The sequence below is a fragment of the Streptomyces sp. NPDC056452 genome (assembly GCF_042796085.1).
GTDB lineage: Bacteria > Actinomycetota > Actinomycetes > Streptomycetales > Streptomycetaceae > Streptomyces.
Genome location: NZ_JBHTRI010000015.1, coordinates 57869 through 74322, shown reverse-complemented (window position 1 = coordinate 74322; position 16454 = coordinate 57869). Strand labels below are relative to the sequence as shown.

9 protein-coding genes are annotated in these 16454 nt (G+C 71.0%); 4 read left to right on the top strand and 5 right to left on the bottom strand.

Going from position 1 to position 16454, the window contains the following annotated elements:
* Window positions 1-7: 7 nt before the first annotated feature.
* Window positions 8-2278, bottom strand: a complete 2271-nt coding sequence (locus tag ACFQ6X_RS17065; protein WP_383182199.1) for an FdhF/YdeP family oxidoreductase — start codon at window positions 2276-2278, stop codon at window positions 8-10.
* A gap of 252 nt (window positions 2279-2530) precedes the next feature.
* On the opposite strand from ACFQ6X_RS17065, the gene polA reads away from it, so the two are divergent.
* Window positions 2531-5242: a DNA polymerase I gene (gene polA, locus ACFQ6X_RS17060; RefSeq protein ID WP_383182197.1), complete on the top strand. Its 2712-nt coding sequence runs from the start codon at window positions 2531-2533 to the stop codon at window positions 5240-5242.
* A 63-nt stretch (window positions 5243-5305) separates the two neighbouring features.
* Here polA and ACFQ6X_RS17055 read toward each other — a convergent pair whose 3' ends face one another.
* Window positions 5306-6172 (bottom strand): DUF4184 family protein, encoded by an 867-nt coding sequence (locus ACFQ6X_RS17055; protein WP_383182195.1) that lies wholly within the window; start codon window positions 6170-6172, stop codon window positions 5306-5308.
* A 188-nt stretch (window positions 6173-6360) separates the two neighbouring features.
* Here ACFQ6X_RS17055 and ACFQ6X_RS17050 point away from each other — a divergent pair, with 188 nt between their 5' ends.
* On the top strand, window positions 6361-8067 hold the full coding sequence (locus ACFQ6X_RS17050) for a lytic transglycosylase domain-containing protein (protein ID WP_383182193.1): 1707 nt from the start codon (window positions 6361-6363) through the stop codon (window positions 8065-8067).
* A gap of 72 nt (window positions 8068-8139) precedes the next feature.
* Here the strand turns inward: ACFQ6X_RS17050 and hrpB are convergent, their stop codons facing one another.
* Together hrpB and ACFQ6X_RS17040 are read right to left on the bottom strand one after the other, a co-directional pair.
* A complete protein-coding gene (gene hrpB, locus ACFQ6X_RS17045) occupies window positions 8140-10641 on the bottom strand; it encodes an ATP-dependent helicase HrpB (RefSeq protein WP_383182190.1) in 2502 nt (833 codons plus the stop codon).
* A 25-nt stretch (window positions 10642-10666) separates the two neighbouring features.
* Window positions 10667-11491, bottom strand: a complete 825-nt coding sequence (locus ACFQ6X_RS17040) for a class I SAM-dependent methyltransferase (RefSeq protein ID WP_383182188.1) — start codon at window positions 11489-11491, stop codon at window positions 10667-10669.
* Between the two features lie 396 nt (window positions 11492-11887).
* Here ACFQ6X_RS17040 and rpsA point away from each other — a divergent pair, with 396 nt between their 5' ends.
* Window positions 11888-13402 carry a 30S ribosomal protein S1 gene (rpsA, locus tag ACFQ6X_RS17035; RefSeq protein WP_351177779.1) on the top strand — a complete coding sequence of 505 codons (1515 nt, stop codon included), beginning with the start codon at window positions 11888-11890 and terminating at the stop codon, window positions 13400-13402.
* A 128-nt stretch (window positions 13403-13530) separates the two neighbouring features.
* Here rpsA and ACFQ6X_RS17030 read toward each other — a convergent pair whose 3' ends face one another.
* A complete protein-coding gene (locus ACFQ6X_RS17030; RefSeq protein WP_383182186.1) occupies window positions 13531-14493 on the bottom strand; it encodes a right-handed parallel beta-helix repeat-containing protein in 963 nt (320 codons plus the stop codon).
* A 359-nt stretch (window positions 14494-14852) separates the two neighbouring features.
* On the opposite strand from ACFQ6X_RS17030, the gene ACFQ6X_RS17025 reads away from it, so the two are divergent.
* The gene (locus ACFQ6X_RS17025) at window positions 14853-16376 is read left to right on the top strand and encodes a flavin monoamine oxidase family protein (RefSeq protein WP_383182329.1); all 1524 of its coding nucleotides are present in this window, start codon (window positions 14853-14855) and stop codon (window positions 16374-16376) included.
* Window positions 16377-16454 lie beyond the last annotated feature (78 nt).

The window sequence follows — 16454 nt, the reverse complement described above, 5'->3', positions numbered from 1 at the left end:
CGGTTTCTCAGGCCTTCTCGAAACGGATGACGACGGACTTGCTGGCCGGGGTGTTGCTGGTGTCGGCGGTGGCGTCGAGCGGGACGAGCACGTTGGTCTCGGGGTAGTACGCGGCGGCGCACCCGCGTGCGGTCGGGTAGTGGACGACGCGGAAGCCCGGCGCCCGGCGCTCGGTGCCGTCCTTCCACTCGCCGACCAGGTCGGTGTACGAGCCGTCGGCGAGCCCCAGGGCGCGGGCGTCCTCGGGGTTGACCATCACGATGCGCCTGCCGCCCTTGATGCCGCGGTAGCGGTCGTCGAGGCCGTAGATCGTGGTGTTGTACTGGTCGTGGGAGCGCAGGGTCTGCAGCAGCAGCCTGCCTTCGGGGAGCTCGGGGTACTCGACGGGTGCGGCGGTGAAGTTGGCCTTGCCCGTGGCGGTGGGGAAGCGGCGCTCGTCGCGGGGGGCGTGGGGCAGTGCGAAGCCGCCCGGGCGTGCGATGCGGGCGTTGAAGTCCTCGAAGCCGGGGACGACGCGTGAGATGCGGTCCCGGATCGTCCCGTAGTCCTTCTCGAACTCCTCCCAGGGCGTCGTGGAGGCGGGGCCGAGGACGGCGCGGGCCAGGCGGGCGACGATCGCCGGCTCGGAGAGCAGGTGGGGGCTCGCGGGTGCGAGGTTGCCGCGGGAGGAGTGGACCAGGCCCATGGAGTCCTCGACGGTGACGAACTGCTTCTGCCCGGCCTGGACGTCCTTGTCGGTGCGGCCCAGGGTGGGCAGGATCAGGGCGCGGGTGCCGGTCACGGCGTGGGAGCGGTTGAGCTTGGTCGACACGTGCACGGTGAGCCGTGCGCGGCGCATCGCCGCTTCGGTGACGGTGGTGTCGGGTGACGCGGCGACGAAGTTGCCGCCCATGGCGAAGAAGACCTTGGCTTCGCCGTCGCGCAGCGCCTGGATGGACCGTACGACGTCGTAGCCGTGGTGGCGCGGCGAGGTGATCGCGAATTCCCTGTCCAGGGCGTCCAGGAAGGCTTCGGAGGGCCGTTCGAAGATGCCCATGGTGCGGTCGCCCTGGACGTTGGAGTGGCCGCGCACGGGGCAGACTCCGGCGCCGGGCCTGCCGATGTTGCCGCGCAGCAGGAGGAAGTTGACGACTTCGCGGATGGTCGGCACGGAGTGCTTGTGCTGGGTGAGGCCCATGGCCCAGCAGACGATGGTGCGCTCGGAGGCGAGGACCATGGCGAGCGCCTGCTCGATGTCGGCGCGGTCCAGGCCGGTGGCGGTGAGTGTCTGCGCCCAGTCGGCGGCGCGGGCCGCTTCGGCGAACTCCTCGTACCCGTGGGTGTGCCGGGCGACGAAGTCGGTGTCGACGGCCCCTTCGGTGTCGAGGATCAGCTTGTTGAGCAGGCGGAAGAGGGCCTGGTCGCCACCGATGCGGATCTGCAGGAAGAGGTCGTTGAGGGCGGCGCCCCTGATCATGCCGCGGGCGGTCTGCGGGTTCTTGAACCGCTCCATGCCGGCCTCGGGCAGCGGGTTCACCGAGATGATCTTCGCACCGGCGGCTTTGGCCTCTTCGAGGGCGGAGAGCATCCGGGGGTGGTTGGTTCCCGGGTTCTGCCCGGCGACGATGATCAGGTCGGCGTGGTGGAGGTCCTCCAGGCTGACGCTGCCCTTGCCGATGCCGATGGTCTCGGTGAGCGCGGATCCGGACGACTCGTGACACATGTTGGAACAGTCCGGCAGGTTGTTGGTGCCGAACTCGCGGGCGAAGAGCTGGAGCAGGAACGCCGCCTCGTTGCTGGTGCGGCCCGAGGTGTAGAAGAGCGCCTCGTCGGGGGAGCCGAGCGCGGTGAGTTCCTCGGCGAGGATCTGGAAGGCGCGCTCCCAGGTCACGGCCTCGTACCGGTCGGCGCCCGCGGGCAGGTACAGGGGCTGCGTGATGCGGCCCTGCTGGCCGAGCCAGTAGCCGCTGCGGGTGGCCAGGTCGGCTACGGGGTGAGCGGCGAAGAAGTCGGGAGTGACGCGGCGCAGGGTCGCCTCCTCGGCGACGGCCTTGGCGCCGTTCTCGCAGAACTCGGCGGTGTGCCGCTTGTCGCCCTCGGGCCAGGCGCAGCCGGGGCAGTCGAAGCCGTCCTTCTGGTTGACCTTGAGGAGGGTCTGCGCGGTGCGGCGCACCCCCATCTGCTGCTGGGCGACGCGCAGGCTGTGGGCGACGGCGGGCAGTCCCGCGGCCGCGTGCTGGACCGCTTCGACCTGCGGCGCGTCCTGGACCGGGTCACCGGTCGGGGGTTTGGTGGCCATGGTGCTCCCCTTCGAGCGCTTGCGAACCCGCGATACGCGCGTACGCGTCGTGGCGTCCTGTCACGTCTTCCCTGGTGGCGATGCGACTGTCATTCGATCCTGTCACGCACGGCCGCCGCGGCTCCCGGAGGGCGGCCGGGGTGCTGCGGTATCGGTCGGGGCGCGCGGTGCAGGGGCGCGCGAGCCGTGCTCGACCGGGAGACGAGCGGCGGCCGGTCCGGATTGTCAGCGGTCCGTGGCAGGATCGGGGGCGTGGCTGAGACGGCATCGAAGAAGACGGCAGACAACCGACCGCGCCTGCTCCTGATGGACGGGCACTCCCTGGCGTACCGGGCGTTCTTCGCCCTGCCCGCGGAGAATTTCACGACGGCGACGGGGCAGCCGACGAACGCCGTGTACGGCTTCATGTCGATGCTGGCGAACACGCTGCGCGACGAGGCGCCCACGCATTTCGCGGTCGCGTTCGACGTGTCCCGCAAGACGTGGCGTGCGCAGAAGTTCCCCGAGTACAAGGCGAACCGTTCCAAGACCCCCGACGAGTTCAAGGGGCAGGTCGAGCTGATCGGCGAGCTCCTGGACGCGATGCACGCGGACCGGTTCGCGGTGGACGGCTTCGAGGCGGACGACGTCATCGCGACGCTGGCCACACAGGCCGAGGCGGCGGGCTTCGAGGTGCTGATCGTCACCGGTGACCGGGACTCCTTCCAGCTGATCACGGACAACGTCACGGTGCTGTACCCCACCAAGGGGGTCTCCGAGCTGACGCGCTTCACCCCGGAGAAGGTCCAGGAGAAGTACGGGCTCACGCCGGGGCAGTATCCGGACTTCGCGGCGCTGCGCGGTGACCCCTCGGACAACCTTCCGGGGATCCCCGGTGTGGGTGAGAAGACGGCTGCCAAGTGGATCAACGAGTTCGGGTCGTTCGCGGACCTGGTCGAGCGGGCCGACGAGGTCAAGGGCAAGGCCGGCCAGAACTTCCGGGACCACCTGGACTCGGTGAAGATGAACCGCGTGCTGACCGAGATGGTCCGTGACGTGGAGCTGCCGAAGGTCCCGGCCGAGCTCGAGCGTGCTCCGTACGACCGCACCGCCGTCACGGGTGTGCTGGACGTTCTGGAGATCCGTAACCCGAGCCTGCGCGAGCGGCTGCTCGCCGTCGATCCGGGTGCGGAGGAGGCCGGTCCGCCGGAGCCCGCGGCCGGCATCGAGCTGGACGGAGCGGTCCTGGGCTCGGGCGAGGTCGCCCCGTGGCTGGAGGCCCATGGCGGGCAGCCGCTCGGCATGATGACCGTCGACACCTGGTCGCTGGGCACCGGCACGGTCACGGAGGTCGCGCTCGCAGCCGCTGACGGGGCCGCCGCCTGGCTGGACCCGGCCGAGCTCGACGAGGCCGACGAGCGGGCGCTGGCAGCATGGCTCGCGGACCCGGAGCGGCCGAAGGTCCTGCACAACGCCAAGAACGCCCTGCGGGTCTTCCCGGAGCAGGGCTGGCAGCTGGACGGCATCGCCATGGACACCGCGCTCGCCGCCTATCTCGTCAAGCCCGGCCGCCGCTCCTTCGCGCTGGACGCGCTGGCCGTGGAGTACCTCGGCCGTGAGCTGGCCCCGGCCCCCGCCTCCGACGGGCAACTGGCCTTCGGCGCGGACGACCGCGCGGAGGCCGATGCCCTGATGGCGCAGGCCCGCGCGGTGCTGGACCTCGGGGACGCGTTCACGACGCGCCTGCAGGAGGCCGGTGCCACCGAGCTCCTGTACGACATGGAGCTGCCCACGTCGATCATGCTGGCGCGCCTGGAGCGGCACGGCATCGCCGCCGACCGGGCCCATCTGGAGGGCATGGAACAGCAGTTCGCCGGTGCGGTGCAGCAGGCGGTGAAGGAGGCGCATGCCGCCGTGGGCCGTGAGTTCAACCTCGGCTCGCCCAAGCAGCTCCAGGAAGTGCTCTTCGGTGAGCTGGCCCTGCCGAAGACGAAGAAGACGAAGACGGGCTACACGACCGACGCGGACGCGCTGGCGTGGCTGGCCGCGCAGACCGAGCACGAGCTGCCGGTCATCATGCTGCGCCACCGGGAGCAGGCGAAGCTGCGGGTCACGGTCGAAGGCCTGATCAAGACGATCGGTGCGGACGGCCGTATCCACACCACCTTCAACCAGACGGTCGCGGCGACGGGCCGGCTCTCCTCCACCGACCCCAACCTGCAGAACATCCCCGTCCGGACGGACGAGGGGCGGGCGATCCGCCGGGGCTTCGTGGTCGGCGAGGGTTTCGAGACGCTGATGACGGCGGACTACAGCCAGATCGAACTGCGGGTGATGGCCCATCTGTCCGAGGACGCCGGTCTGATCGAGGCGTTCACCTCCGGCGAGGACCTGCACACGACGGTCGCCTCGCAGGTGTTCGGTGTCGAGAAGTCGGCCGTCGACGCGGAGATGCGCCGCAAGATCAAGGCGATGTCGTACGGGCTGGCCTACGGGCTCTCCGCGTTCGGACTCTCCCAGCAGCTGAACATCGAGGCCGGGGAGGCGCGCGGTCTGATGGACACCTACTTCCTGCGGTTCGGCGGGGTGCGTGACTACCTGCACCGGGTCGTGGAGGAAGCCAGGTCCACCGGGTACACGGAGACGGTCTTCGGCCGGCGCCGCTACCTCCCGGACCTGAACAGCGACAACCGTCAGCGGCGCGAGACGGCCGAGCGGATGGCGCTCAACGCCCCGATCCAGGGGACGGCCGCCGACATCGTGAAGGTCGCGATGCTGCACGTGGACCGTGCGCTGACGGAGGCGAAGCTGACGTCGCGGATGCTGCTCCAGGTCCACGACGAAATCGTTCTGGAGATCGCGAAGGGCGAGCGGGAGCAGGTCGAGGAGATCCTGCGCCGGGAGATGTCCACGGCGGTCGAGCTCCGTGCGCCGCTGGACGTCTCCGTGGGTGTCGGCACGGACTGGGAGACGGCCGCGCACTGACGCCCCCGCCGCCTGGAAGGGGCCGCCTTCGAGGAAGGGCCACCCCTCCTCGAAGGCGGCCCCTCAGTGCGCGTCCTCGTTCGCCGGGCGGGTCCGTGGACCGGGCCTGTCCGGCGGCCGGGGGCGGCGCGGTGTCCCGAGCCGCATCCACGCCCCGTACAGCACGAGCCCTACCGCCAGACCCGCCCCGGCCCCGAAGCACGCGGTCGGGATGATGTCGAGGGGTGTGCTGATCTGCCCGAAGTAGGCGTACCAGCGGGCACATCGGTGGACGACTCCGAGCAGGACGCACACGGCGAGCAGGACGCCCGCCCACCGGCGCTCCGTCCGGCCGAGGACCGGTACGGACTCCGGGACGGCAGCCGGTCCGGTCCGGCGCAGGCCCGTGTACGTGAACCAGGCCAGGACCGTCAGGGCCACGGCCGAACTCCCGTACTGGACGAACTGGAACACCGGGAAGCCGCCGACGGTGCGGTTGAGCACGGGAACGAGTTCGGTGCCCCACCGGTCGTGGTGGGTGAAGGCGTCCCACACGACATGGGTGCCCGCGCCGATGACCGCGGACAGGACGAACCACAGAGCTTCGGGCACGGTCGGCGGCGTGCCGGGTTTCCGTCGCCGGCCCCGAACGAAGGTGTGCACGCGCCCCTGCCACGCGGTGGGCAGGAGCGCGACGAGCGGTTCGCGCAGCAGCAGCCAGAGCGCCACCAGTGACGAGGCGATGGCCACGTCCACCGTGAACACACCCCACACCGCGTGGGTGACCTCGCCGAATTCCATCGCCCCGGGAACAGCCGTGTCCGCGAAGTAGGTCATATCGGGTGCGAACGAACCCGCGACGAGCGCGGAGGCGACCAGCGGGCCACGGCCCGCCCCGGACCGGCGGATGCCCGGCAGTACGGCTGCGGCATGGCTGAGCGTGAACGGCATGACGGCAAGTATGCGTGAGCCCCCGTCACCTGCCCGAACCTCCCTCACAAGGTGCCGGCAGCTTCGTGAGAAGTCGGTAAGAACCGGTCATGTGCCAGTGTTCGGGCGGCACAAGTTGCCGTAGGGTCGCCTGAGTCCTCGCGCTGGGGAGAGCGCGAACAGCCGTCGACGGGGAGGGACCAGAACGTATGGCAGCGCAATTCGGCCGACGGCTTCGCAGGGGGGCCACCACCACCGCGGTGGCGGCAGCCGCTGTGGCGGCCCTCTCTGCCTCGCAGGCTCCCGGGGCCCCGCTCGCCGAAGGCGGCGGTGACCCGGCGGCGTCCGGTTCCGCATCGCCCGGCGACAGCGCGGCCACCGGCAACTCGCCCTACTACACGGACCTGCCGCCCCTCAACACGCCCAACAAGCCCGGTTCGTCCGTGAATCTACCGGTCACGGGCAGTGCGGAAGCGGGCATACCGGCCTCGATCCTGGCGGCGTACAAGAAGGCCGAGCAGGATCTCGCAGGCACCGACGCGGCCTGCCGGCTGCCCTGGCAACTCCTCGCGGCGATCGGCAAGGTCGAGTCCGGCCAGGCACGCGGCGGCAAGGTCGACGCCAACGGCACCACGTTCTCCCCGATCCTCGGCCCGGCCCTCAACGGCCAGGGCTTCGCACTGATCAAGGACACCGACGGCGGCGCGTACGACGGGGACTCCACCCACGACCGTGCGGTCGGCCCGATGCAGTTCATCCCGCAGACCTGGGCCACCTGGGGCCAGGACGGGAACGGCGACGGACGCAAGGACCCCAACAACATCTACGACGCGGCACTGGCCGCCGGGCGCTACCTCTGCGCGGGCACCCGGGACCTGGCCGTCGCGGCGGACCTCGACCGGGCGGTGCTGAGCTACAACCACTCGCGGGAGTACCTGCGGACGGTGCGCTCCTGGTTCGAGTTCTACAAGCGCGGCACCCACGAGGTCCCCGACGGCACGGGCGTCCTCCCCTCGGGCAACACCAGCGGCTCCGGCTCCGGCTCGTCGTCGGACCCCAGTCCCTCCCCGTCCGGGACGGGCGGCAGCGGCGCGACGCCGAGCCCCTCGCCGACCCCGCCCAAGCCGGGCGGCAGCGGTTCGCCCAGCCCCACGCCGACGCCGCCCCCCGAGCCGTCGCCCACCCCCACGCCGTCCCGGACGCTGGGCAGCCTCGAGAACGCGGGCACCGGCCCCCTCGCCGCCACGGCGGGCGAGGCGTTCAGCGAGCGCATCAAGGTGCGGGCCAGGAACACGCTCGGCTCGCCGCTCGCCAAGGCCTCGGTCACCTTCACGATCACCGGCGACACCGACACCCGCTTCTCCGGCGGGCGGAGCACGGTCACGCTGCCCACCGCGGCGGACGGCACCGTCACCGCGCCCGTCCTCAACGCGGGTGAGAAGACCGGTGCGTTCAAGGTCACGGCCGTGGCGGGCACCAACAAACCGCGCGTCCTCACCTACACCGCGGCCGTCGCCGCCCGGCAGGCCGACACGATCGCCCGGACCGACGAGAAGGCCCTGACGGCCGCCCCCGGCGCCGAGTTCGCCGACACCGTCGAGGTCAAGGCGACGTACAAGGGCATCGCGGTGGCGGGCACCGCCGTCACCGCCACGATGATCACCGGTGGGGAGACGCCCGCCGAGAACGACAAGGGCCCCCACTTCAAGGACGCGGACGGCAACGCGGTCAGGACCCTGACGGACCTGAAGACCGGCGCGGACGGAGTTCTGAAGCTCCCGAAGATCTACGCCGACGACACGGCGGGCACGTTCCTGCTGCGTCTCACGACCGCGAGCGGCGCCACGCTCGTCGTCGAACTCAAGGTCGAGGCACCCGCTGTCGAGACACCCGCTGCCGAGGCGCCCGCTGCCTGACGCGTACCCCCGGCACACCAGCCCCCCTGCCGCACCCGCGGCAGGGGGGCTGGCGCGTACCGGACCCAGGGCCTACTCGCGCCGCAGCCGCGCCGAGGTGAAGCGCGTCGCCTCCACCGTCGTCGGGTCCTCGGGCCAGGGGTGCTTCGGGTACCGGCCGCGCAGCTCGGCCCGCACCGCCTTGTAGCCCTCCCGCCAGAACGACGCCAGATCCGCCGTCACCGCCGCGGGCCGCCCGGCGGGGGAGAGCAGATGGACCAGGACGGGCACCCCGGCCACCCGGGGCGTCTCCCGCAGCCCGAACAGCTCCTGGAGCTTCACCGCGAGGACCGGCTGCTCGCCGCCGTACTCCACCCTGATCCGCGACCCGCTCGGCACCGCGATCCGCTCCGGGGCCAGCTCGTCGAGCCGGGCGGCATCGCCTGTCGCCCACGGCAGCAGCCGCCGCAGCGCCTGCCCGGCGTCGATCCGAGCGAGGTCCGAGCGGCGCCGGGCCCGCGACAGCTCGGGCTCCAGCCACTCCTCGGTACGCGACAGCAGCGCGCCGTCCGAGACATCGGGCCACGGAGCCCCCAGCTCCCGGTACAGGAACGCGAGCCGCAGCCGCAACTGCTCGCTGTCCCGGGTCCACCGCAGCAGCCCCGTGCCCTCGCGCCGCAGGCCGTCCAGCAGCGCGCCGCGCACCAGCCCGGGCGCCGGCTGCCTCAGTGCGCGCACCGACAGCTCGACGGCCCCCAGCCGCTCCACGGAACGGGCCACCACATCGCCGTCCACCCAGCGGACCTCCTCTCCGGAGAACCGCAGATGCCCGGCCGCCAGCCGCGCCGTGTCCTCGTCGACGACCGCCGCCAGACGCACCCGGGCGGACGCCGAGTGCGCGGGCCGGTCGGCGACCGCGACGGCCAGCCACGGTGCGCTGCGCAGCCGCGAGCCGTCCCGGAGCTCCGCCCCGGTCCCCGACGCCATCAGGAACGCGCCCTCGCCGCGGGCCCGTGCCACCCGCTCCGGGAACGCCAGCGCCGCCACCAGTCCCGCGGCCGCGTCGTCCGATCCCGAACCCCGGCCCGCGGCCGTGCCGAGCGAGGACGACAGCCGCCGCACCTCCTGCCGCCAGCGCGCCGCGTAACCGTCCCCGCCCCGCCGTGCGGTACGCAGCGCGGCAGCCAGATCGTCCCCGTACTCCCGCGGCGGCTCCTCGCTCAACAGCGCCACGACCTCCGCGGCACGGCGTCCGCCCACCTCGTCCGCACCGTCCAGCAGGGCCCGCGCGAGGCGCGGATGCAGCCCCAGGCGGGACATCCGCACCCCCCGGTCCGTCACCCGCCCCGACGCGTCCACCGCGCCCACAGCGGTCAGGACCTCCCGTGCCGCGCCCATCGCCCCGGCCGGCGGCGGATCCAGCAGGGCGAGCCCCGAGGCGTCCGGATCGCCCCAGCACGCCGCCTGCAGCGCGAACGCGGCCAGATCGGCGACCTTGATCTCCGGGGACGGGAACCGGGCGAGCCGCCCGTCCTCGGCCTGCTCCCAGCAGCGGTACACGGCACCCGGCGCCTCACGCCCCGCCCGGCCCGCGCGCTGGCGCCCGGCCGCCTGGGACGCCCGTACGGTCGTGAGCGCGCTCAGACCCCGCGCATGGTCGGTACGCGGCTCCCTGGCCAGCCCGGAGTCCACGACGACCCGCACCCCCGGCACCGTCAGCGAGGACTCCGCCACCGATGTCGCGAGCACCACCCGGCGCCCCTGCGACGAACCGGCAAGCACCGCGTCCTGCACGGCCGCGGGTGCCCGGCCGTGCACCTGGAGGACCTCGGCACCCACGCCCGCGAGCTGCCCGGCCACCCGGCCGATCTCCCCGACCCCGGGCAGGAAGCACAGCACGTCGCCGTCACGCTCGGCGAGCGCACGGCGCACCACGGCGGCCACGTGTGTCAGCAGTGCCGGATCGACCCTCATGCCGTGCGGCGGACGCACGGACCCTGTCGGCGGCGCCCACACCACCTCGACCGGATGGGACACCCCCTGCGCCTCGATCACGGGAGCGTCGTCCAGCAGACGGGCCCAGCCCTCCGCGTCCGTCGTCGCCGACGCCGCGACCAGCCGCAGGTCCGGCCTGATGGCCGCCCGCACGTCGAGGAGGAACGCGGCGACCGTGTCGGCGTCCAGATGGCGCTCGTGGCACTCGTCGATGATCACGACATCGACGCCGGCCAGCTCCTGGTCGCGCTGCAGCCGCTGGAGCAGCACCCCGGTGGTCACGACCTCGACCACCGTGTCGCGCCCCACCACCCGCTCCCCGCGCACGGTGAAGCCGACCCGGCCGCCCGGCTGCTCGCCGATCAGCCAGGCCATCCGACGTGCCGCCGCCCTGGCCGCGATCCGCCGGGGCTCGGCGACCACCACGCGGCGCGCCGGGCCGCCGCCGGTGAGGCCGGCGAGCACCAGGGGTACGAGGGTCGTCTTGCCGGTCCCGGGCGGTGCGCAGAGCACCGCGACCCCCCGGTCGTCGAGTGCCCGCTCCAGAGCGGGCACAGCGGTGCGTACGGGCAACTGGCCGAGGGCGTCGGTACGGATCACGCCCCCAGTCTCGTACGCCGGCCCTTCACCAGGTCCGGCGGTCCCGCTCGCACACGAAGATCGCGGTCCCGGGGATGAGGTTGCCGCGCAGGGGGGACCAGCCGCCCCACTCCTGGTCGTTCCAGGCCGGCCACTCGGGCTCCACCAGGTCCGTCAGCCGGAAGCCGCCCGCCACCACGTCGCGCACCCGGTCGCCGAGTGTCCTGTGGTGCTCCACGTACACGGCGTCGCCCCGCTCGTCCTGCTCCACGTACGGGACCCGGTCGAAGTAGGAGGCGGCGACCGAGAGCCCCTCGGGGCCCGGCTCGTCGGGAAACGCCCAGCGGACCGGGTGCGTCACCGAGAAGACCCAGCGGCCCCCGGGCCTCAGCACCCGGTGCACCTCACGGAACACCTGGACGGGGTCCGCGACGAAGGGCACCGCCCCGTAGGCGGAACAGGCCAGGTCGAAGGAGCCGTCCCGGAACGGGAGCCTGCCGGCGTCGGCCTCCACGAGGGGGACGTCGTCGCCGATCCGCAGCGCGTGCTGGAGCTGGCGGTGCGAGAGGTCCAGGGCCACCGGGCGGGCGCCCTGTGCGGCCAGCCAGCGCGAGCACTGGGCCGCGCCGGCGCCGATCTCCAGGATGTCCAGGCCCTTCAGCCCGGCGGCGGGGCCCAGCAGACCCGCCTCGGCCTCGTCGAGGCCCTCCGGACCCCAGATGAAGCGGTCGTCCCCGAGGAAGGCCCCGTGGTCGCTCTGGTACTCGTCGGCGTTCCGGTCCCACCAGCCGCGACTTGCCCGGCTGCTCTCCGATTCCCCGGCTTCCCGGCGGGTCGCTTCAGGTTCGGACCCGCGGATCTCTTGGCTCATCGTGCCCGTCGTTGTAGTTTGCCTTCACCCGCCGCACACGGTGCCCGATCGGGCTGTACGGGTGAGTACGGCCGCGTGCGTGCGGAACGGTGCCGTGGCCGATGTGGCCTCGGACAACATGAGTTGTGCCGGGAATGGGGTGTTGTGCCCCGCGTGTGCGCCTTCGCGCATTGACCGCTTCCGGCTGCCCCCGTATGCTACAAGTTGCGCCGCGAGCCTGCGCGCTTCAGACCTAGCAGGCCGCGCTCGCGTCTGTTGTATGTCCCCTCGGTTGTCGAGGCGCCTTCCGGAATCCGGTCGGGTGCTTTCAAAGCTGTCCGGAGTCTTCAGAGGCGATACGGGCTTACGGCGTAGCAGTACCTACGACTCTCTGTCCGTACCGGAGCCCTTTCCCACATGACGAGCAGCACCGAGACCACCGCCACCACTCCGCAGGTTGCGGTCAACGACATCGGCGACGCGGACGCGTTCCTCGCGGCGATCGACGAGACGATCAAGTACTTCAACGATGGCGACATCGTTGACGGCGTCATCGTCAAGGTTGACCGGGACGAGGTTCTCCTCGACATCGGTTACAAGACCGAAGGCGTCATCCCGAGCCGCGAGCTCTCGATCAAGCACGACGTCGACCCGAACGAGGTCGTCAAGGTCGGCGACGAGATCGAGGCCCTGGTTCTCCAGAAGGAGGACAAGGAAGGCCGCCTGATCCTCTCGAAGAAGCGCGCTCAGTACGAGCGTGCCTGGGGCACCATCGAGAAGATCAAGGAAGAAGACGGCATCGTCACCGGTACCGTCATCGAGGTCGTCAAGGGTGGTCTCATCCTCGACATCGGCCTCCGTGGCTTCCTGCCGGCGTCCCTCGTCGAGATGCGTCGTGTCCGCGACCTCCAGCCCTACGTGGGCAAGGAGCTCGAGGCCAAGATCATCGAGCTGGACAAGAACCGCAACAACGTGGTCCTGTCCCGTCGCGCCTGGCTCGAGCAGACCCAGTCCGAGGTGCGCCAGACGTTCCTCACGACCCTGCAGAAGGGTCAGGTCCGCTCCGGCGTCGTCTCCTCGATCGTCAACTTCGGTGCCTTCGTGGACCTGGGTGGCGTCGACGGTCTCGTGCACGTCTCCGAGCTCTCCTGGAAGCACATCGACCACCCCTCCGAGGTTGTCGAGGTCGGCCAGGAAGTCACCGTCGAGGTTCTCGACGTGGACATGGACCGCGAGCGTGTCTCCCTGTCGCTCAAGGCGACGCAGGAAGACCCGTGGCAGCAGTTCGCCCGTACGCACCAGATCGGGCAGGTTGTCCCCGGTAAGGTCACCAAGCTCGTTCCGTTCGGTGCGTTCGTGCGCGTCGACGAGGGCATCGAGGGTCTGGTCCACATCTCCGAGCTGGCCGAGCGCCACGTGGAGATCCCGGAGCAGGTCGTCCAGGTCAACGACGAGATCTTCGTCAAGGTCATCGACATCGACCTCGAGCGCCGTCGCATCAGCCTCTCGCTGAAGCAGGCCAACGAGGCCTTCGGTGGCGACCCGGCTTCGGTCGAGTTCGACCCGACGCTGTACGGCATGGCCGCGTCGTACGACGACCAGGGCAACTACATCTACCCCGAGGGCTTCGACCCCGAGACCAACGACTGGCTCGAGGGCTTCGAGGCTCAGCGCGAGGTCTGGGAGACCCAGTACGCCGAGGCGCAGACGCGCTTCGAGCAGCACCAGGCCCAGGTCATCAAGTCCCGCGAGGCCGACGAGGCCGCTGCTGCCGAGGGCGCTGCTGCCCCGGCCGCCGGCGCCCCGGCTGCCTCCGGCGGCAGCGGTGGCGGCGGCTCGTACTCCTCGGAGTCCGACGACAACTCCGGCGCCCTGGCGTCGGACGAGGCGCTGGCTGCCCTGCGCGAGAAGCTGGCCGGTGGCCAGAGCTGACGCTCTGACCCCAGTCGCTCATCGGCCGTAGAGCTGTAGAGCTTGTCGGTAAGGCCCGCTCCCTCCGGGGGGCGGGCCTTACTCGTATCCGCGAACACGACGGGCCCGGGGCCGGCCCGAAATGGGCCCTACGGGGTGACGGCGATGTTCGTCAGTCCCTTGCCGCCGGTGACCGTGTTGTCGCTGTGGACGGTCGTGCGGCAGGTGGAGCTCTGGTTGGTGACGTTGACGGCGAGCTGCTTGTCACCGGTGGCACCGGTCAGGTCCGAGGCGTTGTCACGGAACACCGTGCCGCAGCCCCAGCCGCTCTGCTGGGTGTGCGTCTCGTACCCGTTGTTCGTCGTACGGGAGCCCCTGTTGCCCTGGACCAGGACGTCGTTCCCCTTCACGTCGACCCAGGAGTCGTCGTAGTTGGCACCGGTCAGCCCGTTGCCGTCGAAGGTGTTGCCGATGATCCGCGCCCCGGTCGTGCCCTCCTTGATGTCGATGTTCTCGCCGCCGACTCCGGGCCCGATGACGTTGTCGAGGATCTGCACCGCGTCGCTGCGGTCGGAGAGATCGCCCGCCGATCCGACGTACACGCCCTCGCCCATGCCGCGCCCGTCGTGCCCCGTGTCGTAGATCCGGGAGTTCTTGATGACGCCGTCCCTGCTGGACTTACGGAAGTGGACGCCTTCCATGTCGAGGTCGTGCACGGTCACGCCGTCGATGACGACACCGGTGGCGGCGTCGGCCATGATCCCCTTCTGGCCGCCGGTGACGGTGATGCCCCGCACGGTCCAGTAGGACGCGCCGTTGAGATGCAGTCCGTAGCCGCCGCCGGCGGTGAGGACCGCCTTGTCGGAGCCGGTGAGGGTGATCCGGGCGGAGGAGGTGGCGGCGACGGTCGCCTTGAAGTTGCCGGTGTACGTGCCGTCGGCGAGCCGGATCGTATCGCCGGGGGCCGCGGCGGTGAGTGCCGCCTTGAGCTGGGCCGCTGTGGTCACGTCGATGACCGCTTCCGCCGACGCACTGCCGGCGGAGGCGAGGGACAGGCCTCCGGCGGCGAGCGTGGCGGCCAGCAGGGCGGGGAGCAGTGTGCGGGTGCGCATGGGGGTGCCTTCCCGTCGAAGGGTTCAGAGGTTCCCGCAAATGGCGTTCTTGTACATGAACATGGGGCGAGTGTCTGAATCTGCTGCCCAGTGACGCTAGGGATGGGATGTGGCCATGTCAAGGTCTGGACCATTGTCCACCCGGATGGTGAACGGAGAGAAACCTGCGGGATACACGAGTAACTGACGGCCTGTAACAAGCGCTTGCCAAGATCCCGGCAACCTCAGGAACGAAGGTGAGCCAGGACATGACATACACGTCGAACACCTCGCGCGACGCGCGGACTTCCCCCGTGGCGGCCGGTGCCAGCCGTCGCAGTTTCCTGCGCAACGTCGGCGTCACCGGCGGCGCGGGCGCCATGTTCGCCACCATGGGGGCGCTCGGTCTCGCGCCCACCGCCCAGGCCGCAGGCCGTGAACCCGCCTTCCGGGCGCCGAGCAAAGGGGACTTCAACCTCAAGGGGAGGGCGGCGGCGAAGGTCGTCGTGGTCGGCGGAGGCATCGCCGGCCTGGCCGCCGCGTACGAACTGGGAAAGGCGGGCTACGACTGTACGGTCCTGGAGGCCCGGGGCCGCACGGGCGGTCGTAACTTCACCGTTCGCGGCGGGGATTCGACCATCGACACCTACGGCAACAAGCAGACCGCGAAGTTCCACGACGGGCAGTACATGAACGCCGGTCCCGGCCGGATCCCGCAGTGGATGGTCACCCTCGACTACTGTCGTGAACTGGGTGTACCCATTGAGGTGTTCACCAACGTGAACGCCAATGCCTATATATACAACGAAACGGCGGGCATGAAGGCCCCGGTGCGCTACCGCACCGCGAAGGCCGACATGTACGGCTATGTCGCGGAACTCCTCGCGAAGGCCACGGACAAGGGCGCCCTCGACCGGCAGATCACCGTCGAGGACCAGGAGCGGCTCCTGGAGTTCCTCAAGGACTTCGGGGACATCGGCGACAGTCTCGACTACACCGGCAGCCCGCGCCGCGGCTACCGCGTCGACCCGGCGGCGGCCGGCACCCCGGGCGAGGAGCTCGGCTCCGTACCCACCGCGTCCGAGGTGTTCGCGAGCGGTGTCGGCCGGTACTTCTCCTTCGAGTTCGAGTACGACCAGGCCATGCTGATGTTCCAGCCGGTCGGCGGCATGGACCGGATACCGGCCGCACTCACCCGGGCCGTGGGGGAGCGCAGGATCAGGACGGGCGCGGCGGTCACCGACATCACCGACACGGCGCACGGCGTCACCGTGACCTACACCCAGTCGGGACGCACCCGGACCATCGACGCCGACTACTGCATCGCCGCACTGCCGCCCAACATCCTCGCCAAGACCGCTCACAACCTCGGTCCCGCCGTCCAGACCGCACTGGAGGCGTGCAAGCCGTCCTCGGCCGGAAAGATCGGGCTGGAGTACCGCAGCCGCTGGTGGGAGAGCGACCATCGGATCTACGGCGGCATCACGGAGACGGACCTGGACCTGTCCCACATCTGGTACCCGTCCTACGGGCACAACGGGGACCGGGGGCTCGTCATCGGGTACTACAACTACGGTTCCCAGGCCGACTCGTACGCCGCGCTCGCCCCGCGGGAGCGTGAGGCGCGCGCCGTCGCCCAGGGCGTCAAGATCCACGGCGAGAAGTACCGCACGGAACTCTCCTCCTCGTTCTCCCACCACTGGCGCCAGACCCCCTACCTCGAGGCCGCCTGGCACTCGCTGTCCGGAGGCCCCGACGCACCGGCGTTCGCACCGCTCAACGAGGCCGCCGGGCACGTCTACTTCGCCGGTGACTACCTCAGCCACACGGACGCCTGGCAGCACGGGGCCTTCACATCCGCGCGCAAGGCGGTCACCGCGCTCCACAGCCGTGTTCTGACGTAACAACCCGCGAAAGGGGCGCGCGCGGGAATGCCGGTGCCGTGCGGGGTGTTCTTGTCGAGGAACACGAGGAGGAGCGGT